Source organism: Micromonospora haikouensis (assembly GCF_000876225.1).
GTDB lineage: Bacteria > Actinomycetota > Actinomycetes > Mycobacteriales > Micromonosporaceae > Micromonospora > Micromonospora haikouensis.
The window spans coordinates 1,690,325-1,710,114 of sequence record NZ_JXSX01000003.1; the positions used below are offsets into that span (position 1 = coordinate 1,690,325).

The following is a 19,790-nucleotide window of genomic DNA, read 5'->3' on the forward strand; positions in this document are numbered from 1 at the left end:
GGGCCCTGACATGTCCGCACCGGCGGGCACCGGTCAGTCGTGGTCGTAGACGGTGGTGGTGATGTCGCGGTCGCACAGGGCCGCGACGACGAGCGGCTCGATGCGCTCCCACCGGCCGCCGGCCAGGCCACAGCCGATGCGCGGCAGGTGGACGCTGGCGGACAGCCGCGTGGCGTGCGCGGCGACGGCGTCGAGGCAGCGCTCGACGGCGTCGTACCGGATCGGGGGCCCGTTGCTGCCGGTGCGGATGCCGCGCTGGGCGACCATGTTGGCCACCCAGGTGTCGGGCCGGACCTGGACCAACTGGGTCGCGCCGAGGCCGAAGTCGTTGCCGGAACGCTCGCGGTGCCACCGCCGGTAGGCGCGTTCGGGCTCCGGCCACCGGCGGGACACGGCCAGGACGAAGCCCTTGCCCCACCCGCCGATGTCGTTGCACACGTGGGCGATGATCTTCGGGCCCCTGGCCTGCGGGCTGGTCGCGTCGCCCCTGATGATCTGCAGTGGTGCCACCCGGTGATGCTCCCACCGGTGCTGGCTGCCGTCGACTTCGTTATCCAACGACCATGACCGGGGAGAGGAGACAGGCCGTGCTGAGCATCCGGCAGTTCCGCTGGAGCGACTACGACGCCGTCGCGGCGGTGTGGACCGCGGCCGGCCGCGACGTCGTGCCCCGGGCCGAGCTGGCCGCCAGGCTCACCCCGGGACCCCGAGCTGTTCCTCGTCGGCGAGGCGTTCGGCGATGTGGTGGCCGTGGTGCTGGGCTGCCCGAGGGTGAACCTGCTGGTCATGCCGGACAACGCGGCCGGGCTGCGGTTCTGGCAGGCGCTCGGCTACCTGCCATGCCCGACGTGCTGTGCACCAAGCCGATGTCGCCCGTCCCGCGCTGACCGCCCGCGCGGCCCGCCGGGCCTCAGATCCAGCCGTTCGCCCGGGCGCTGAGGGCTGCCTCGATCCGGTTACGGGTGCCGGTCTTGCCGATGGCGGCCGACAGGTAGTTGCGGATGGTGCTCTCCGACAGGTGCAGGCGCGCGGCGATGTCGGCGATCGTGGCGCCGTCTGCGGCGGCGGTCAGCACGTGCCGCTCCCGGCAGGTGAGCGGGTTCGGGCCGGCCGCCAGCGCCGCCGCCGCGAGCGCCGGATCGATCACCCGATGACCGGCCAGCACCCGTCGGACGGCCACCGCGAGCTGCTCGACGGGGCCGTCCTTGACCAGGAACCCCGCCGCGCCGGCTTCCATCGCCTGTCGCAGATAGCCGGGCCGGCCGAACGTGGTGAGGATCAGCACCCGGCAGTCGGGCACCTGTTCCCGCAGCATCGCCGCGGTGTCCAGGCCGCTGCCGTCGGGCATCTCGATGTCCAGCAGCGCCACGTCCGGACGAACTTCGCGGGCAGCCTCCATCGCCTCGGCGGCGGTTCCGGCCTGGGCCACCACCTCGATGTCGGGTTCGAGGTTCAACAGCAGGGCCAGCGCGCCACGCATCATTCCCTGGTCCTCCGCGAGCAGCAGCCGGATCATTCGGACCCCGTCGCCCTCGGGCGCGCGGGAACCCGGCCGGTGAGCAGCAGACCGCCACCGGGAGCCGGGCCGACCTGCAACGTCCCGCCCACCTGCGAGAGCCGTTCGGTGAGGCCACGCAGGCCGTTGCCAAGGTCCGGTCGACCGCCCACCCCGTTGTCCCGGATGGTCAGCACCGCCCCGTCGGCGTCGATGTCGACCCCGATGTCGCATCGCGAGGCCCGGCTGTGCCGCAGCACGTTCGTCACTCCCTCCCGGAGCACCCAGCCGAACGCGTCGTCGGCCTCGACGTCGAGTCGACGGACATCTCCTCGTACGGTGACGGTGATGCCGACGCCGGCCAGGACGGTCCGGGCGTTGTCCAGTTCCCTGCCGAAGCTGTGCTCCCGGTAGCCGGTGACCGCCTCGCGTACCTCGGTGAGCGCGGTGCGGCCGATGCGCTCGATGTCGGCCGCCTCCGCCGCGGCCCGGTGCGGGTCCGTCGAGGCGAGCCGGCGGGCCACCTCGGCTTTCACCACCATCAGCGACAGCGTGTGACCGAGCAGGTCGTGCAGGTCCTTGGCGAACCGGAGCCGCTCCCGTTCCACCACCGCGCGGGCCAGTTCCCGCTGGGTGCGGCGCAACTCGTCCACCAGGCGGGCCACCCGGGCGAACGCCAGCGTCATGGCACCCGCGAGCAGGGTGATCAGCGCGATCCTGGCGGTGTCGTCAGCGGGCAACCGTCGCGCGGCCCCGATCACCAGCACGGCGGCGACGCTGCCGCCGACCCAGGCGAAGGCCCAGTTCGCCCGGATCAGCCCCACGGCGCCCGCGGAGCAGACGTACATCAGCAGGGCCAGCCACCCCTGCGGGGCACCGGCATACGTCGCGGCGAGCGCGACCCCGAGCAGCGCGAGCAGGACCAGCCCGGCGTGGTGCAGAGCCGGCCGGACGGCCAGGCCGGCCACCGGCACCGCCACCAGCGCGAGATAGAGCAGCGCGAAGACGACCAGCCCGGTCGCCGCCACCGGCGCGGGCCGAACCTGCCCCCGCGCGATCGCGGCGGCCGGCGGCAGCAGCAGCCACAGCCACAGCGTGTGGGCCGCCACGAGGACGAACCCACGGCGTCGCGTGCTGCGGTCGACGGGAATCGTCGCGTCGACCGCAGCACCGGACATGACGGACACCGTAGCGGCGGTCAGGGGCGCAGGGCCGAGCGCGGGTGGGCGGACCGGGGGCCGACGGGCGTGGGCGTGGCACCCGGGGCGGATCGACCACCTGCCGAGGCCTCCGTGGCGATCGTGTCCCAGAACGCGCACTGGTGCTCGGCGGCCAGGTCGACACTGCCGCCTCGGCCGACCGCGAACACCCGGGCGTAGGGTGCCGCCTCGGTCGGGCGTACGGCAGGCCATGGCGCCCGCCCGGTGGCCGCGAAGCGCGCCCATGAATCGATCATGTCGGCGGCCAGTTCGGGCTGTACCGTGCCGACCGTCAGGAAGTTGGCGACGTCGAAGAGGTACGGAAGTTCGTATCCGTGCGCGGCGCCCCAGGGGTAGTCCGCGGTCAGCGCCGGCCCGTGCTCCTCGGCGAACTCGTACGCGTAGGTCGGCGCGTGCCGGGCGAGCAGGCGTTGGGCGGTGCGGGTCGGGCAGGCCCAGATCCGGTCGGTCGCCGCCGCTGCCCACGCCAGGCCCGGAGTCGGGTAGGCGTCGACCGGATAGCGCGCGGCCACCCGGGCAGCCTGGTCGCCGAACGCCGCCCCCAGCGCCGCCTCGTAGTCGGCTGCGGTGTAGGCCCCCCGCGTGATCTCCATGAACCCGATGAACGCCCGGTGCTCGTGGCGGTTGTTGCCGACCAGCGCCGGGACCCGCAGCGCCCTCCCGGCCCGCAACGCCGCCGCCGGTGAGACCGGCAACAGCGCCGTCCCGTACGCCGGGGTGGTGAGCGCCTCGATGCCGGTCCCGGTCGTCGCGGCGAGCAGCGCGGCCGGGTCCTGGCCGCGCAGGCAGGCGAGCGCCTGCCCAGCCGGGCAGCCGAGCGTGGCGGCGAGGGCCGAGCCGGCCCGTTCGACCGTCGTGCGGGGACTGAACTGCGCCCCGGCCTCGGTCCCCGGAAGGAACAGCGCGTCCGGCCAGTCGGTCAGGCACGAACCGGACTCCATGATCGCCTTGTCGAACAGGCCGCGAGCCGACGGCGAGGTGAGCTGCGCGCAGACGCTTGCCGCACCCGCCGATTCGCCGTCGAGGGTGACGTTGCCCGGATCCCCGCCGAACGCGGCCGCGTTGCGTCGCACCCAGCGCAGCGCGGCCTGCTGGTCCGCAAGCCCGAAGGTGCCGGACCCGGCCAGCCCGGGCAGCCCCAGATAGCCGAACACCCCGAGCCGGTAGTTGATGGTCACCACGACCAGGCCGCCCCGGGTGGCGAGCCGGGCCGGGTCGTAGTCGACGCCCGATCCGTTCTGGAAGCTGCCGCCGTGCACGAAGACCAGGACCGGGTGTGGGCCCGGCGTGGTGGGCGCGGTGACGTTCAGGTAGAGGCAGTCCTCGACCCCGGCCGGCGGGCCGCCGACCATGTTCTGCGCGCACCTCTCGGGCGGCGCGGTCGCGTCGCGGACCCCGGACCAGGCGGGCACGGGCTGCGGGGCCCGCCAGCGGCCCTCGCCCGTCGGGGGCGCCGCGTACGGCACGCCGTGGAAGGCCCGGAAGCCGGTGCCGGTCACCCCGCGGACGAGTCCGCTGTCGGTCCGGACGACCGGCCCGGCGCTCGCCGGCGACGCCGGGGCGGCCAGCGCCGCAGCGGCCTGCGCCGCGAGCACCGCGGCCAGGATCAGGGCACCGAATCTGAGTGTGCGGGACAGAACGAGGTCAGCCATGCCCAGCACGCTACGAACGGCCAGGCCGGCGCTGGCAGAACCGCCGGTACCCGGTGCGCGGTGACAATTGTCCTGGCGGGCAGCGCCGAGCCCCGCCTCGGGCCGGTCCTCTTCACCCGGAACCGGCCCGAGGCGGGGCGCTCCGGAGGGCGGTCGCGGCGCGCGTACCCAGGACAGGAAGCGGTTGGTGAGGTCGCCGGGCGGGCTCGCCGGGTTCAGCGCCGTCAGGTGCGCCGTCGCCTCCTGCATGAGCAGCGCCAGGTAGAACAGCAGGGCGGTGCGGTCGCCCCGGTACTCGACGAGCAGCGACAGCCGCGCCGGGCCGCACGGCCACGGGGCCCCGCAGCGGCGGCACAGCCAGAGGGGGCGCATCGGCAGGTGCGGGCCTCCCGACATCAGCGGTACCGCAGCGCGGTCGCCCGCGCCTCCTCGTCGGTCATCGGCAGGAACCACAGGAACCGCCGCACGATCTGCGGCGGCGTCGGGCCCTCCGGGCGGCCCCGCAGGTCGTGGATCGCCGGGCGCAGGAAGAGCGTGAAGCCCGCCAGCAGCGCACCGCGCAGGCGGTCGTCCAGGGGCAGGCTGCGCCATGCGGCGCAGGGGAACGGCTCGCCGTCGGCCGCGCACCGCCAGGTGGGCCCGGCCGCGCAGTGCCGCTCCAGCGCGAGCGCGGGCCTCACCAGCGGCCTCCGTCTCTCCGCCGGCCTTCGATCGGGGTACGCGGCGCAGCGGGCCGCCGTGCGCGAGGCGGGTCGCCCGGTCACGTGCTCGTCGGTGGGGCATGGCTCTCCCTCGGTGCGTGTCGGCAATGGAGCAGTGGAGAGGGGGCCGCCCGTCCGACTGGTGCGGAAGGACCGCGACGGCCCCCTCGGCGAACACGGGTCGAGACGTCTGTCGACCGACCCGCGCCGCCCCGACACCAGCTTGCTGAGGGTTGTGAGACGAATACACCCTGTAGCAGGATGAAGTTGAGGTGCACGGGACAATCCAGAAAGGAAGCCGGATGAACCACGCGGTGATCGAGGCGATGGCGACTGCCGGTCTGACTGCCGAAGCCCTTGCAGCTCAGGTTGAGGTGGACCCGAAGACGGCAGGGCGGTGGGCAAACCCTGGACATATCCCGCAGTCCCGCCACCGGGCAAAGGTTGCCGCCCTGCTCGGCCGAGAAGTCTCGGAGTTGTGGCCGGAGGTCGGCAGGCGGCGCGAGCCGGCGTGGTTCCGGCGGTGGGCCGACGTCGAGCGCGAGGCGCTCTCGCTGCGATGGTTCGAGCTGGCCTGGGTCCCGGGCCTACTTCAGACCGAGGCATACGCGCGAGCCACCCTCGCGGGCGAGGCGTTGTCCAGTGGTGAGGTCGACCGACTCGTCGCCGCTCGTCTGGCCCGACAGGCGGTCCTGCGCCGCGACCCGCCCATGCTGCTGGTCGCGGTCATCGATGAGATGGTGCTCAGGCGCACGGCTGGTGGGGACCGGTCCATGATGCGCGACCAGTGCGAGCACCTGGCGGACTGCGCGACCCTGCCGTTCGTGCAGGTCCATGTCGTTCCTGCGGAGGTGGGCATGTATGCCGGGCTCGGCGGGCCGTTCATTCTCGCCGAACTGGACGGCGGCGCGCGCCTCCTGCACGTGGATGGTCAGGCCCACGCGCAGATCCTCGAACAGGCGGCTGACCTTGTTACGCTGGATCGGCGGTGGGCTCGCATCTGTGGTGATGCCCTGCCGCGGGCGCAATCCCTAGAACTCATCAGGAAAGCGGCGGCAGCATGGACATGAGCCAGGCTCGGTGGCGCAAGAGCACGAGGAGCGGCAACAACGGCGGTGCGTGTGTCGAGGTCGCCGACAACCTGCCTGGTGTCGTTCTCGTCCGGGACACGAAGGACCGTGACGGCGGGACGCTGACCTTCGCGCCGGATGCCTGGGCCGGGTTCGTGAGTCTCGCCAAGCGGATCGGCCCCCTCGGCTGACCAGGCCCGCCCCGGCCCGTGCATGAGTCGACCACGACGTGACCTGACGGCCGACAACGTGCTCGCCACCGGTGTTGCGACGTCGCGCGGAGGCGTTGACGGATCTTGGTAGGTTTCGGCCCCTCTGGGGGCCGTTTCGTACCAAGATCTCTCGATCTCGTTCAGGTGCCTCGTGGGGTGGTGGGGGTCGGGGCGTCGAGCGCTCGGGTTGGTCCCGGCCCGGTCGGGTTCGCCGCATGTGGCTCGCCCTGGTGGTGTGGGTCGTCGGGTGGCGCGGGGTGAGCGTTCGGTGGCCGGTTGCGGTGGAATCGCGTCGGCGTGTCGTGTCGCGGAGGCGGCCAGGGTTCGGGGCGGTCGACGCGGGGCGCGGTGGGGCGGTGGGGGCCGCCTTTGCGGCGTACGATGGTCGGCGTCCGGCCCGCCCGGCATTGCCCTTCCTGAGCTGCCGTTAAGGATCGCCCACATAGGAAAAACGCCGGTCACCAGGCACTTCGGCCGCAAGATTACTTGCTGGTACACCTCTAGGCCGAAACTCATGTGCGCGCTAGGGGGATGATCGGGTGAATCTTGCCGACCGTCCCGGGTCGCGTCCGTCGGCTGTTCGGTCCGACTCTGATCGATGATCTTGCCGCCCAGGCATCGAGTCCTATGCTGCATCCATTGTGAAGTCCTGGGGGGGATCGTGATCACGATGCTTGGATGCTGCGCGCCCGTCGGCGTGGCGACGACCCGCGCCCACTGACATGGAAATATACAACGTCGTCCATCGTTTCGCTGACCGTTCGGCCATCTTCGCCGGCCGGCCGGCCCTGCTCGGCGACGGCCAACCGGTCAGCTACGCGGCCCTCGCCGCCTCGGCGGGCGGTCACGCCGCGCTGCTCGCCGCCGCCGGTGTCCGCCCCGGCGACCGGGTCGCCCTGCTGACCCCGCACGGCGTGCCCACCGTCGCCGCGATCCTCGGCACGCTCGCCGCCGGGGCCGCGTACGTGCCGCTGGACCCGGGCTTCCCCGCCGACCGGCTGCGCCACATGCTCGCCGCCGCGCGGGTGCGCGCCGTGCTGACCGCCCCCGAACACCGGGACCTTGCCGACCGGCTGACCGCAGACCACCGGGAACCGGCCAAATTGCCTGGGACCGAGCGCCAGACCGGATCCGGCCACCGGGAACAGGTGGACCGGCCCGGGACCGCCGAGCCGGCCAGCGTCGTGCTGACCACCGACGCGGTCACCTCCGCGCCGCTGCGCCCCGTGCCGGTCGACCCCGACGCCCTCGCCTACGTGCTGTTCACCTCCGGCTCGACCGGGCTGCCGAAGGCCGTCGGGCAGACCCACCGCAACCTCGCCCACGTCGTCGACAACCAGATCGCCACCCTCGGCATCGGCCCCGACGACCGGCTCAGCCTGCTCGCCTCGTTCAGCTTCGACGCGGCCATCCCCGACCTGTACCCGGCGCTGCTCACCGGCGCCGCCGTCGTCCCCGTCGACCTGCGCCGGCACGGGCTGGCCCACGCCGTCGACCAGATCGAGAAGCACCGGGTCACCGTCTACCACTCCACCCCGACCGTCTACCGGTTCCTGCTCGACGCCCTCGGCGACCGGCGGCTGGACAGCGTCCGGGCGGTGCTGCTCGGCGGCGAGCAGGCCACCCACGCCGACGCCGCCCGGGGCCGGGACCGGTTCGCCCCGGGCTGCGTGCTGGTCAACGGGTACGGCGCGACGGAGATGACGTTCGCCGCCCGGTACGCGCTGCCACTGGCCGAGGCCGACCCGGCGGCCACCGGCCCGCTGCCGATCGGCACCGCGCTGCCCGGCTACGAGCTGCACCTCACCACCGCCGAAACCACCGCCGAAGCCACTGCCGAAACCACCGACGCAGCCACCGCGAAGGCCGCCGACGCAGCCGAAGCCGCCGGGACCGGCGACTACGAAACCGGGGAGATCGTCGTGCGGGGGCGGCATGTCGCGCCCGGCTACCTCGACCGGGCCGACGACCGGTTCAGCCGCGACGCCGACGGCGTGTGGTCGTACCGGACCGGGGACCTCGGGGCGCGGCTGCCCGGCGGCGACCTCGTCTGCCTCGGCCGGCTCGACCGGCAGGTCAAGGTGCGGGGCTTCCGCGTCGAGCTGACCGAGATCGAGGCCGTGCTCGCCGCCGAGCCGGGCGTCGGCGCGGTCCGGGCGATCGCCCGCGGCGGCGAGCTGCTCGCGTACGCCCGACCGGCCGGCGGGGGCCTCGACCCGGCGGCCCTGCGCGCCGCCCTCGCCCGGCGGCTGCCGGACTACGCCCTGCCCCGGGCCGTCGTCGTGGTCGACGAGTTCCCGCTCACCGTCACCGGCAAGATCGACGAGCGGGCGCTGCCCGACCCGGCCGCCGAAGCCACCACCGGCAGGGAGGCAGCCGACCAGGAGCCGGCCACCGCCACCGAGCGGGCCGTGCACGACATCTGGTGCGCGGTGCTCGGCCGCGAGACGGTCGCCCGCACCGCCGGCTTCTTCGACGTCGGCGGCCAGTCACTGCTGCTCGGCGTCGTCCAGCAGCGGCTCGCCGCCCGATTCGGGGTGCGGCTGCCCCTGCTGCGGCTGTTCGAGAACCCGACGATCGAGGCGCAGGCCCGCCTGGTCGACGCGCCGGTCGCGCCCGACCGCGCGCCCGTCGGGCCGGCGCCGGCCGCGCCCGCCACGGCCGCCCGCGAGTACACCGGCGACGAGATCGTCGTCGTCGGGCTCGCCGGCCGCTTCCCCGGCGCGCCCGACCCCGCCACCTTCTGGTGGAACCTCTGCGCCGGCGTCGACGCCATCCACGACCACACCGACGCCGAGCTGGCCGCGCTGGGCATCGGCCCCCGGCTGCTCGCCGACCCCCGGCACGTGCGGGCCGCCGGCCGGCTCGACGACGTGGCCGACTTCGACGCCGACTTCTTCGCCTTCGGCGCGCAGGAGGCCGCCCGCACCGACCCGCAGCACCGGCTGTTCCTGGAGACGGCGTGGGAGGCCCTGGAGGACGCCGGGCACGACCCCTCCCGGTTCCCCGGCCTGGTCGGCGTCTACGCCGCGACCTCCGCCAACCGGTACTTCCTGTTCCACCTCATGGACAACCCGGCGGTGGTCGGCGACGTCGACCCCGACGACTGGGAGGCCCGGCTGGTCGGCCGGCAGTTCACCGACCACCTGCCCGGCCAGGTCGCCTACCGCCTCGGGCTGACCGGGCCGGCGCTGGCCGTGCAGAGCGCCTGCTCCAGTTCGCTGGTCGCGGTCTGCGTCGCCGCCCAGAGCCTCGCCGACTACCAGTGCGACATCGCCCTGGCCGGCGGCGTCAACGTGACCTGGCCCCGCTACCGGCACACCCCCGGCGGCATGGCGTCCCCGGACGGGCGGTGCCGCGCCTTCGACGAGGCCGCCAACGGCTCCGGCTTCGGCTCCGGCGTCGGGGTCGTCGCGCTGCGCCGGCTCGCCGACGCGCAGGCCGACGGGGACCGGATCTACGCGGTGCTGCCCGGCTGGGCGGTCACCAACGACGGCGCGGACCGCGCCGGCTTCGCCGTCCCCGGCCCGTCGGGGCAGGCCGCCGCCGTGGCCGGCGCGCTCGCCGCCGCCGAGGTCGCCCCCGGCGAGGTACGCCTCATCGAGGCGCACGGCAGCGGCACCCCGCTCGGCGACGCCCTGGAGGTCGCCGCCCTGCACGAGGTGTACGGGGGCGCGGCGCCCGCCGAGAGCTGCGCGCTCGGCTCGGTGAAGACCAACATCGGCCACCTCGACGCCGCCGCCGGCATCGCCGGCCTGATCAAGACGGTGCTCGCCGTCCAGCACGGGGTCATCCCGCCGAACCTGCACTTCACCCGCCCGCACCCCGAGATCGACCTGGCCGGCGGCCCGTTCTACGTGCCGACGAAGGCCCGGGACTGGCCGCAGGCGGCCCGCCGGGTGGCCGGGGTCAGCTCGTTCGGGCTCGGCGGCACCAACGCCCACGTCGTCGTCGAGCAGCCGCCCCCGGCCGAGCCGCCGGCCACCCCCGACGCGGTCGCGCACCTGCTGCCGGTGTCGGCGCGTACCCCCGTGGCGTTGCGGGCGGCGCTGCGCCGGCTGCGGCAGCACCTGGCCGGGGCGTCCCCGGCGCTGGCCGAGGTCGCCGCCACCCTCGCGCTGGGCCGCAGGGAGTTCGGCTGCCGGGCGGCGGTCGTCGCCACCGACCTCGCCGCCGCCCTCGCCGGCCTGGACGAACTGCTCGACTCCGTCGGCCCGGACGAGCTGTTCGCCGCCGCCGGGCCGGCCGAGCTGCCCGCCGCCGACGCCCGGGTCGCCGGCCCGGACGGCGAGCTGCGGGAGCTGGCCCTCGACTGGGTAGCCGGCCGCGACGTCGACTGGTCGGCCCTGCACCCCGAGGGCGGCGTGCGGCGCACCGGGCTGCCCACGTACCCCTTCCAACGTCAGCGGCACTGGATCGACCCCCCTCAGAAAGGTGCGCGGTGAACTGGTTCGTCTCCGCCGGAAGCCGACCCCAGGCGCCGGTGCGGTTGTTCTGCCTGCCCTACGCCGGGGCCGGGGCCAGCGCGTTCCGCGAGTGGCAGCGGGCCTTCGGCGCGGACGTCGAGGTGCTGCCGGTGCAGCTGCCCGGGCGGGAGAACCGGATCAGCGAGGACCCGAACTTCACCGTCGCCGACGTCGCCGCCGCGATCGCCGGGCGGGCCGACCGCCCGTACGCGATCTACGGCCACTCGATGGGCGGGCGGGTCGGCTTCGAGGTGGTCCGCGAGCTGCGCCGCACCGGCGGGCCGCTGCCGCTGCGGCTGTACGTCGGCGGGGCCCGCGCCCCGCACGTCGACGACGCGAGCCTGTTCGACGGGCTGTCCACGGTGGACGACGAGGAGCTGCTGCGCCGCCTCGGCGACGGCGGCGGGCTGCCGCCGGAGGTGCTGGCCCACCCCGAGCTGGTGGAGCTGCTGCTGCCGCTGCTGCGCGCCGACTTCGGCCGGGTCGACAGCTACCGGTACGTCCCGGGCGAGCCGCTGCCGGTGCCGGTCGTGGCGTTCAGCGGCCGGTCCGACCGGGCCGTCAGCCACGCCCAGAGCGCCGCCTGGGAGCGGCACACCGCCGCCGGGTTCACCCTCCACGAGATCGACGGCGGGCACTTCTTCCTGCAGGACTGCCTGCCCGAACTGGTCGCCGCGATCCGCGCCGACCTCACCGACGCCCTCCGGGGTGCCGCCGCCGTCCGGGTCGCCGGCGCACACGGGACCGTGCCGGCCCCGGACGGCCCGGCGGAGCCAACGGCGATCGACACGACGGGGGACGGGGCCGACGAGGCCGGCGCGCACCGGGTGCCGCTGGGCGACACCGGCTGGTCGGTGTGGCGTGACGCGATCCTGCGTACCACCGGGTTTCCCGCCGACGGGCTCACCGCGCTCTCCGCCCCGCAGGCCGCCGCCGCGGCCGACGACCTGCTCGCCACCGGCGACGGCGCGGAACGGTTCGACAAGGAGTTCGCCGAGGCGCTCACCGCCGCCGCCGGCCGGCTCAACGAGCTCGCCGCCGACCCGCTGCTGCGCGAGGCCGTCACCTGGCAGAACCGCAACGCCCTGCTCGCCCTCGACGGGCTGGCCCGCGCCGGGGCCGACGCGCCGCGTAACGTGCGCCGCCGCGACCGCGAGCGGGCGCTGCTGAAGTACTGGCAGCGCTACTGCGGCAAGAACGAGACCGTCGGCTTCTTCGGCCCGAGCTGCTGGGTCACCCTCGACCCCGAGCAGGCCGACACCGCCCGGGTGCGCCCCGGGCCGGCCCTGACCCGGCGGCGCTGGGTGTGGTTCGAGTCGTGGGCGCTGTCCGCGTACGCCGACACCGTCGGGGCGGACCTGGCCGTGCGGCAGTGGTGGCCGCCGCTGCTCCAGCCGCACCTGAGCCTGCGCGACCGGTCGGTGCTGCGCCCCGGCCGCCCGCCGGTGACCCTCACGCCCGTCGAGGCGGCCCTGCTCGCCGCCGCCGACGGCCACCGCAGCGCCCGCGACCTGGTCGCCGACCCGGCGATCGGGCTGCGCCGCCCCGACGACGGCTACGCCCTGCTCGACCGCCTCGTCGAGCGGGAACTGATCACCTGGGACGCCAACCTGCCCGTCGCCCCCGACGCCGAGGCGGCGCTGGCCGCCCGCATCGACGCCATCGGCGACGAGCCGGCCCGGCTCGCGGCCCGCGCCGGCCTCGACCGGCTGCAAGCCGCCCGCGACGAGGTGGCCGACGCCGCCGGCGACCCCGACCGGCTGCGCGCCGCCCTCGACCGGCTCGACGCCACGTTCACCGAGCTGACCGGCCAGCCGGCCCGCCGCCGCGCCGGCCAGATGTACGCCGGGCGCACCCTCTGCTACGAGGACACCGCCCGCGACCTCGACGTGAGCTTCGGCGCGCCGCTGCTGGCCGACCTCGCCGCCCCGCTCGCTGTGCTGCTGCGGGCCGCCCGGTGGCTGGCCGGCGAGCTGGAGCAGGCGTACGGGGCGACGTTCCGCGAGCTGTACGAGGAGTTGCGCGCCGACGCCGGCGACGCCCCCGTCGGCCTGGCCGACCTGTGGTTCCTCGTGCAGGGCCTGTTTTGGGGCACCGGCGAGCGGCCCGTCGACGCCGTCGCCGCCGAGTTCGCCGCCCGCTGGGCGGGACTGTTCGGCCTCGCCGACCTGCCCGAGGGCGCCACCGAGGTGCGGCTGGCCGTGGCCGACCTGGTCGACCGGGTCGCGCAGGTGTTCCCCGACCGCCCCAGCGACTGGACCAGCGGCCGGCTGCACAGCCCCGACCTGCAGCTCTGCGCCGCCGACGCCGACGCGCTCGCCCGGGGCGACTACACCGCCGTGCTCGGCGAACTGCACGCCGCCTGGCCGTCGTTCGACTGCCAGGTGTTCACCCCGTCCCACCCGGACGTGGCGCGGCTGCGCGCGGCGCTCGCCGCCGACCTCGGCGAGCACCGGATCCGGCTGCTGTTCCCCGCCGACTGGCCCCGGCGCACCAGCCGCACCGCCGAGGCGCTCACCGGCCCCACCGACCGGCAGCTCGCGTTCCTGCCCGCCCCCGGCGTCGACCCCGACCGGGTGCTGCCCACCGTCGACCTCACCGTCACCGACGAGGACGGCCGGCTCGTCGTCACCGCCCGCGACGGGGCGCGCTGGCCGCTGACCGAGGTGTTCGCCGGGCTGCTCAGCGCCCACGCCGTGGACGGGTTCAAGCTGGTCGCCGCCGCCCCGTACACGCCCCGGATCACCCTGGACCGGCTCGTGGTGGCCCGGCAGACGTGGCGTACCACGGTGGCCGGGTGCGGCCTGGCCGACGTCACCGCCGAGCGGGACCGGTTCCTCGCCGTGCGCCGCTGGCGGCGCGACCTCGGCCTGCCCGAGCGGGTCTACGTCAAGCTCGGCACCGAGACCAAGCCCTGCTTCGTCGACCTGTCCAGCCCCGCGTACGCCGCCATGTTCGCCGCGATGGTGCGGGCCGCCCGCACCGACGGCGGCGACGCCGTGTCGCTGACCGTCAGCGAGATGCTGCCGACACCCGACGACGCGTGGGTGCCCGACGCCGCCGGCCGCCGCTACTTCAGCGAGCTGCGGCTGCACATCGTCGACGACCAGTGGCGGGCCGCGGAGTGAGCCACCTGCTGCCACTGGGCGACACCGGCTGGTCGGTGTGGCGGGACGTGCTGCTGCGTACCGCCGGGTTCCCCGCCGCCGGCCTCGACCTGCTCGCCGCGCCCGAGGCCGCCGCGGCGGCCGACGCGCTGCTGGCCGGCGAGGCCACCCCCGAGGTGTACGACAAGGAGCTGGCCGCCGCCCTGGCCCGCTCCTCCGCCGTGCTCGCCGGGATCTGCGCCGACCCGGCCGTGCGGGAGGCGGTCACCTGGCAGAACCCGGAGATGCTCGTCGCCCTCGACGGGCTGCTGCGCACCGACCCGGCCGTGCGCAACAAGCCCCGCCGCAAGCGGGAGATCGCGGTGCTGCGCTACTGGCAGCGCTACTGCGGCAAGGCCGAGACCATCGGCTTCTTCGGGCCGGTCTGCTGGGGCACCGTCGACCCGGACAGCCCGCACACCCGGCTCGCCCCGGGCACCGGGCTGGTGGCCCGCCGCGAGGTGCACCTGGAGGCGTGGGCGCTGTCCGCGTACGCCGACCGGCTCGCCGCCGACCCGGCGGTGCGCCGCTGGTGGGCCCCGGTGCTCCCGCCCCACCTGCGGCTCGACGGCCGCCGGCTGTGCCCGCCGCTGGCCCCGGCGGTGGAGCTGACCGCCGTGGAGGCCCGGCTGCTCGCCGGCTGCGACGGCCGCACCCCGGCCCGGGAGATCGTGGCGCGGCTGTGCGAAGACGGCGACGCCGGCCTGCGCCGCGCCGACGACGGCTTCCTGCTGCTCGACCGGCTCGTCGAGCGGGGCCTGCTGACCTGGGACGCCGGCCTGCCCAACAACCCGCAGGCGGTGCGGGTGCTCGCCGCGCGGATCGCCGCCGTCGGCGACCCCGAGCTGCGCGCCGACCTGACCGCCGGCCTCGACCGGCTCACCGCCGCCCGCGACGCCGTGGCCGCCGCTGCCGGCGACCCGGACCGGCTCGCCGCCGCCCTCGCCGCCCTCAACGCCGCGTTCACCGCCGCCACCGGGGAGTCGGCGACCCGGCACGGTGGGCAGATGTACACGGGTCGCACCGTCGTCTACGAGGAGACGACGCGGGACCTGGAGGTCGCCGTCGGGTCGGCCGTCCTCGACGCCCTCGCCGCGCCCCTGGCGATCGTGCTGCGGGCCGCCCGTTGGCTCACCGCCGAGATCGGCGCGGCCTGCGAGCGGGTCCTCGGCGAGCTGCACGCCGAGCTGGCCGCCGACGGGCCGGTGCGGCTGGCCGACATGTGGTCCCTCGCGCAGGGGCTCATCCTCGCCCCGGACGGCCCCGTCGCCGTGGCCAGCGCCGGGTTCACCGCCCGCTGGGCGGAGCTGTTCGGGCTCGCCGACGTCGCCGCCGACCAGCCGGAGCTGCGGCTGCGCAGCGCCGACCTGGCCGGGCGGGCCGCGGCGCTGTTTCCGGCCACCGCGCCGGGCTGGCCCACCGCCCGCGTGCACAGCCCCGACGTGCAGGTCGCCGCGGCCGGCGTCGACGCGCTCAACCGGGGCGAGTTCCAGCTCGTCCTGGGCGAGCTGCACCCGGCGACGACGCCGTTCGACAGCGCCGTGTTCGCCCCGTTCCACCCCGACCCGGCCGCGCTGCGCGCCGCCGTGGACGCCGACCTGGGACCGGCCCGGCTGCGGCTGCTGCCGCCGGCCGGGTTCCCCCGGCAGACCACCCGCACCACCTGGCACCTGCGGGGCCCGGCCGACCGGCAGGTCGGCATCGACACGGCCAGGGGCGCGGACGTCACCGACCTCGTCGCCGCGAGCGCCGTACGGGTGGAGTCCGTCGCGGGCCGGCTCGTCGCGGTGCTGCCCGACGGGGCCCGCTGGCCGCTGGTCGAGGTGTTCGCCAACCTCCTCGGCGCGCTGCTGCTGGACAGCTTCAAGCTGCTCGCCCCCGCGCCGACGACGCCCCGGATCACCATCGACCGGCTGGTGGTGGCCCGGCGCACCTGGCGCACCACCGTCGCCGACAGCGGCCTGGCCGGGGCCACCGGGGAGTCCGCGCGCTACCTCGCGGTGCGCCGCTGGCGGGCCCGCCTCGGCCTGCCCGAGCGGGTCTTCGTGAAGGTCGGCACCGAGGTCAAGCCCTGCTACGTCGACCTCACCGGCCCGCTGTACGCCCAGTCGCTGTGCGCCATGGCCGACGCCGCCGCCCGGACCGACCCGGCCGTCACGCTCACCGTCAGCGAGCTGCTGCCGGCCCCCGCCGACGCCTGGGTGACCGACGCCGCCGGGCGCGGCTACGTCAGCGAGCTGCGCCTGCAGATCACCGATCCAGCCACCTACCGGGGGGAACACGGGTGACCGACATCCTGTCCATCAGCGCCGCGCACGGCGAGCCGCTGCCGTGGCCCGACGCGACGCTGGCCGAGCTGGTCGCCGCGCAGGCCGCGCGGACCCCGGGCGCGGTGGCGGTGCGCCAGTGGGACGAGCGGCTCACCTACCGGGAGCTGGTCGGCCGGGCCGCCGGCGTCGCCGCCGCGCTGCGCGAGCGCGGCGTGGGCCGGCACAGCCGGGTCGGGGTGTGCGGGCACCGCCGCCCGGACCTGGTGGTCACCGTCCTCGGCGTGCTGCTCGCCGGCGCGTGCTACGTGCCGCTGGAGCCCGGCGGCCCCCGCCGCCGGCTGCGGGAGATCGCCGCCGACGCCGGGGTGCGCGTCGTCGTCGGCGACGCCGCCGAGGCCGAGTTCGGGGACGTTTCCGGCGTGACGGCGCTCGGGCTGCCCGGCCCCGCGCCGCTGGCCCCCTGCCCGGCCCGGCCCGGCGACCCCGCGTACGTGCTGTTCACCTCCGGCTCCACCGGCCGGCCCAAGGGCGTGCTCACCACCCACCGCAACGTCGTCGAGTTCGTCACCGGCTGCGCGGCCCTGACCGGGGCCGACGCGTCGGTGCGCAGCCTCGGCATCGCCTCCCTCGGATTCGACGCCGCCACCATGGACCTGTTCGTGCCGCTGCTGTTCGGCGGCACGGTGCAGCTCGTCGGCGCCGACGACCGGTCCGACCCGGCGCGGCTGGCCCGGTTCGTCGCCGCCCACGAGGTCAACTGGGGCTTCATCACCCCGACGGTGCTGTCCATGCTGGACCCGGCCGAGCTGCCCGGCTGGCGCACCGTGCTCTGCGGCGGCGAGGCCGTGCCCGCCGAGCTGGCCGCCCGCTGGGCCCCCGGCCGGCGCTTCGTCAACGGCTACGGCCCCACCGAGACCACCGTGCTGGCCGTCACCGCCGAGCTGACCGCCGCCGAGACCGACCCGGTGCCGATCGGCCTGCCGCTGCCCAACCACCGGGCGTACGTCGTCGACGCCGACCTGCGCCCCGTGCCGCCCGGCGAGACCGGCGAGCTGCTGATCGGCGGCCCCGGCCTGGCCGACGGCTACCTCAACCGGCCCGGCCTGACCGCCGAGCGGTTCGTGCCCGACCCGTTCTCCGGCCTGCCCGGCGAGCGGCTCTACCGCACCGGTGACCTGGTCACCCAGGCCCCCGACGGGCGGATCGTCTACCTCGGCCGCGCCGACCGGCAGGTGAAGATCAGGGGGCAGCGCATCGAGCTGGGCGAGGTCGAGGCCGTCCTCGCCGGGCTGCCCGGCGTCGACCGGGTCGTGGCGGAGGCCGTCGACGCCCCCGCCGGGGCCGAGCTGGTCGCGTTCCTCACCCCCGCCGACGCGCCCGACGACGCGGCGCTGCGCGCGTACGCCGAGCCGAGGCTGACCGCCGCGATGCGCCCCGCCCGGGTGCTGCGCCTGGCGGAGCTGCCGGTCAGCCCGACCACCGGCAAGCTGGACCGGCCGGCGCTGCGGGCCCTGGCCGCCGCCGCCCGCCCCGCGCCCGGGGCCGCCGACGTCGACGGCCCGGCCGACGGCGACCCGGTCACCCGGGCGGTGGCCCGGGCGTGGGCGCGGCTGCTCGGCGCGGCCCCCGGCCCCGACACCGACTTCCTCGCCGCCGGCGGCAACTCCATCGCCGCGATGCGGCTGGTCGCGGCGCTGCGCGCCGAGCTGGGCCGCGCCGTGGACACCCGGGACGTGTTCGCCGGCCGCACCCTCGCCGGCCTGGTGCAGCGGATCACCGCCGCCCCCGCCGCCGCCGACGGGCTGACCACCGGCAACCCGCCCACGCTGTCCCCGCCGCAGCGGCGGCTGTGGTTCGTCGACCAGCTCGCCCCGTCCAGCGCCCCCTACAACATCGCGGTGGCCCACCGGCTGCGCGGCGAGCTGGACGTGCCCGCCCTCGGCGCGGCTCTGCGGGCGGTGGCCGAACGGCACGACGTGCTGCGCTGGCGCATCCCGCAGACCGCCGGGGTGCCGTACGCGGTCTGCGCGGAACCCACCGACGTGGCGGTGCCCGTGGTGGACCTGACCGGCGGCGGCGACCCCGCCGCGGAGCTGGCCCGGATGCTCGCCGACGGGGCGGCCCACGCGTTCGACCTGGCCACCGGTCCGCCCTGGCAGGTGACCGTCTACCGGCTCGGCGCGGCGGAGCACGTGCTCGCCGTCACCTGGCACCACGCCGTGTTCGACGGCTGGTCGGAGGCGGTGTTCTACGCCGACCTCGCCGCCGCGTACGCCCGCGCGGTGGCCGGCGACGACCCGGCGCTGCCCGCCCCGGCGGCCCGGTACGCCGACTACGCCGTGTGGCGGGCCGAGCGGGACCGCCGCCGGGGCGCCGACGACCTCGCCTGGTGGTCCGCGCACCTGGCCGGCGCGCCGACGGTGCTGGAGCTGCCCCGCGACGGCCCCCGCCCCGCCGTGCAGACGTACGCCGGGGTGGAGGCCGCCGTCACGTTCTCCGCCGAGGCGGACCGGGCGGTGCGGGCGCTGGCCGAGCGGCGCTCGACGACCGTGGCGGCGGTGCTGCTGGCCGGGTTCGGCGAGCTGCTGAGCCGGCTCACCGGCGGCGACGACCACGTCGTCGGCGCGATCGTCGCCGACCGGCGGCTGGCCGCGTTCGACGACGTCGTCGGGTTCTTCATCGACACCGTCCCGGTGCGGGTCCGCACGGCCGGGGCGAGCTTCGCCGAGCTGGTCGACCGCTGCGCCGCCGAGCTGCACGACGCCACCGCCCACCCCGGCGCGCCGCTGGAGCGGATCGTGGAGGCCCTCGGCGTGGGCCGGGACACCTCCCGCGCCCCGCTGGTGCAGGTGCTGTTCAACGTGCTCAACTTCGCCGAGCCCCGGCTGGCGCTGGCCGGGCTGGCCGGCGAGCCGGTGCCGGTGCCCAAGCCGGGCTCCCCGTTCGACCTCACCGTGTACGTGGTGGAGCGGGCGGTCACCGGGGCGGACGGGCCGGGCCGGCTCGGCGTCGAGGTGGTGTTCAACCCCGACCTGTTCGACGCCGACCGCGTCGAGGCGATGCTGGCCGACCTGGCCGCCCTCGTCGGCGCGCTGGCCGCCGCACCGCAGTCCCCGGCCGGGGAGGTGGCCGCCGAGCTGCCCCGGCCGACGGTGCGCACCGCCGGGCTCGGCGCGATGACCGTCGCCGCGTCCGCCGAGCCCGCCCGGCCGGTGGCGCTGCCGGCGGGGCCCGACGCGCTCACCGACACCGAGGAGCTGGTCGCCGGCATCTGGCGGGAGGTCCTCGGCCGCGACCGCGTCGGCGTGGCCGACAACTTCTTCGACATCGGCGGGCACTCGCTCGCCCTGGCCGCCGTGCACGCCCGGCTGACCGCCGCCACCGGCCGGTCGATCGCGATGCTCGACCTGTTCCGCCACCCCACCGTCCGGGCCCTCGCCGCGCACCTCGACGGCGCGGCCGACCGGCCGGAGCTGGCCCGCGCCGCGCTGCGGGCCGCCGCCCGCCGCAGCCGCGCCCGACGTATCCCTCCCCGCCGCCCCGGCGGCACCGCATGAA

General features: G+C 76.1%; 11 protein-coding genes. 6 read left to right on the plus strand and 5 right to left on the minus strand.

Features of this window, described 5'->3' with window-relative positions; translation table 11 throughout:
• Positions 1–33 precede the first annotated feature (33 nt).
• The 5 genes from TK50_RS28555 to TK50_RS28575 form a co-directional block, all read right to left on the minus strand.
• A complete protein-coding gene (locus TK50_RS28555) occupies positions 34–510 on the minus strand; it encodes a macro domain-containing protein (RefSeq protein WP_043968594.1) in 477 nt (158 codons plus the stop codon).
• A gap of 400 nt (positions 511–910) precedes the next feature.
• Positions 911–1,516 (minus strand): response regulator transcription factor, encoded by a 606-nt coding sequence (locus tag TK50_RS28560; RefSeq protein ID WP_043968596.1) that lies wholly within the window; start codon positions 1,514–1,516, stop codon positions 911–913.
• Positions 1,513–2,673 carry a sensor histidine kinase gene (locus TK50_RS28565; protein ID WP_052503986.1) on the minus strand — a complete coding sequence of 387 codons (1,161 nt, stop codon included), beginning with the start codon at positions 2,671–2,673 and terminating at the stop codon, positions 1,513–1,515. The genes TK50_RS28560 and TK50_RS28565 overlap by 4 nt, the downstream gene beginning before the upstream one ends.
• Before the next feature lie 20 nt (positions 2,674–2,693).
• Complete coding sequence (locus TK50_RS28570; RefSeq protein ID WP_063838632.1) at positions 2,694–4,763, minus strand: carboxylesterase/lipase family protein; 2,070 nt, start codon at positions 4,761–4,763, stop codon at positions 2,694–2,696.
• Positions 4,763–5,047, minus strand: coding sequence for a hypothetical protein (locus tag TK50_RS28575; protein ID WP_241774139.1), 285 nt, complete (start codon positions 5,045–5,047; stop codon positions 4,763–4,765). The genes TK50_RS28570 and TK50_RS28575 overlap by 1 nt, the downstream gene beginning before the upstream one ends.
• A 323-nt stretch (positions 5,048–5,370) precedes the next feature.
• Between TK50_RS28575 and TK50_RS28580 the strand changes: the two genes are divergently transcribed.
• The 6 genes from TK50_RS28580 (at position 5,371) to TK50_RS28605 (ending at position 19,789) form a co-directional block, all read left to right on the plus strand.
• Entirely contained in the window at positions 5,371–6,138 is a 768-nt protein-coding gene (locus TK50_RS28580; RefSeq protein ID WP_043968599.1) for a DUF5753 domain-containing protein, read from the plus strand.
• The gene (locus TK50_RS28585; RefSeq protein ID WP_199486166.1) at positions 6,135–6,329 is read left to right on the plus strand and encodes a DUF397 domain-containing protein; all 195 of its coding nucleotides are present in this window, start codon (positions 6,135–6,137) and stop codon (positions 6,327–6,329) included. The genes TK50_RS28580 and TK50_RS28585 overlap by 4 nt, the downstream gene beginning before the upstream one ends.
• A gap of 743 nt (positions 6,330–7,072) precedes the next feature.
• Entirely contained in the window at positions 7,073–10,795 is a 3,723-nt protein-coding gene (locus tag TK50_RS28590; RefSeq protein ID WP_043968601.1) for an AMP-binding protein, read from the plus strand.
• On the plus strand, positions 10,792–13,944 hold the full coding sequence (locus TK50_RS28595) for a thioesterase domain-containing protein (RefSeq protein WP_082106734.1): 3,153 nt from the start codon (positions 10,792–10,794) through the stop codon (positions 13,942–13,944). The genes TK50_RS28590 and TK50_RS28595 overlap by 4 nt, the downstream gene beginning before the upstream one ends.
• On the plus strand, positions 13,941–16,250 hold the full coding sequence (locus tag TK50_RS28600; RefSeq protein WP_043969516.1) for a lantibiotic dehydratase: 2,310 nt from the start codon (positions 13,941–13,943) through the stop codon (positions 16,248–16,250). The genes TK50_RS28595 and TK50_RS28600 overlap by 4 nt, the downstream gene beginning before the upstream one ends.
• Positions 16,247–19,789 carry a non-ribosomal peptide synthetase gene (locus TK50_RS28605; RefSeq protein ID WP_043968604.1) on the plus strand — a complete coding sequence of 1,181 codons (3,543 nt, stop codon included), beginning with the start codon at positions 16,247–16,249 and terminating at the stop codon, positions 19,787–19,789. Before TK50_RS28600 ends, TK50_RS28605 begins: the two co-directional genes overlap by 4 nt.
• The last annotated feature ends 1 nt before the right edge of the window (position 19,790 follow it).

What these genes read in the sequence shown, in the direction of transcription:
- TK50_RS28565 (WP_052503986.1), bottom strand. Translation starts at nt 2,673, where the DNA reads ATGTCCGGTGCTGCGGTCGACGCGACGATTCCCGTCGACCGCAGCACG.
- TK50_RS28570 (WP_063838632.1), bottom strand. Translation starts at nt 4,763, where the DNA reads ATGTCGGGAGGCCCGCACCTGCCGATGCGCCCCCTCTGGCTGTGCCGC.
- TK50_RS28585 (WP_199486166.1), top strand. Translation starts at nt 6,135, where the DNA reads ATGAGCCAGGCTCGGTGGCGCAAGAGCACGAGGAGCGGCAACAACGGC.
- TK50_RS28580 (WP_043968599.1), top strand. Translation starts at nt 5,371, where the DNA reads ATGAACCACGCGGTGATCGAGGCGATGGCGACTGCCGGTCTGACTGCC.
- TK50_RS28590 (WP_043968601.1), top strand. Translation starts at nt 7,073, where the DNA reads ATGGAAATATACAACGTCGTCCATCGTTTCGCTGACCGTTCGGCCATC.
- TK50_RS28560 (WP_043968596.1), bottom strand. Translation starts at nt 1,516, where the DNA reads ATGATCCGGCTGCTGCTCGCGGAGGACCAGGGAATGATGCGTGGCGCG.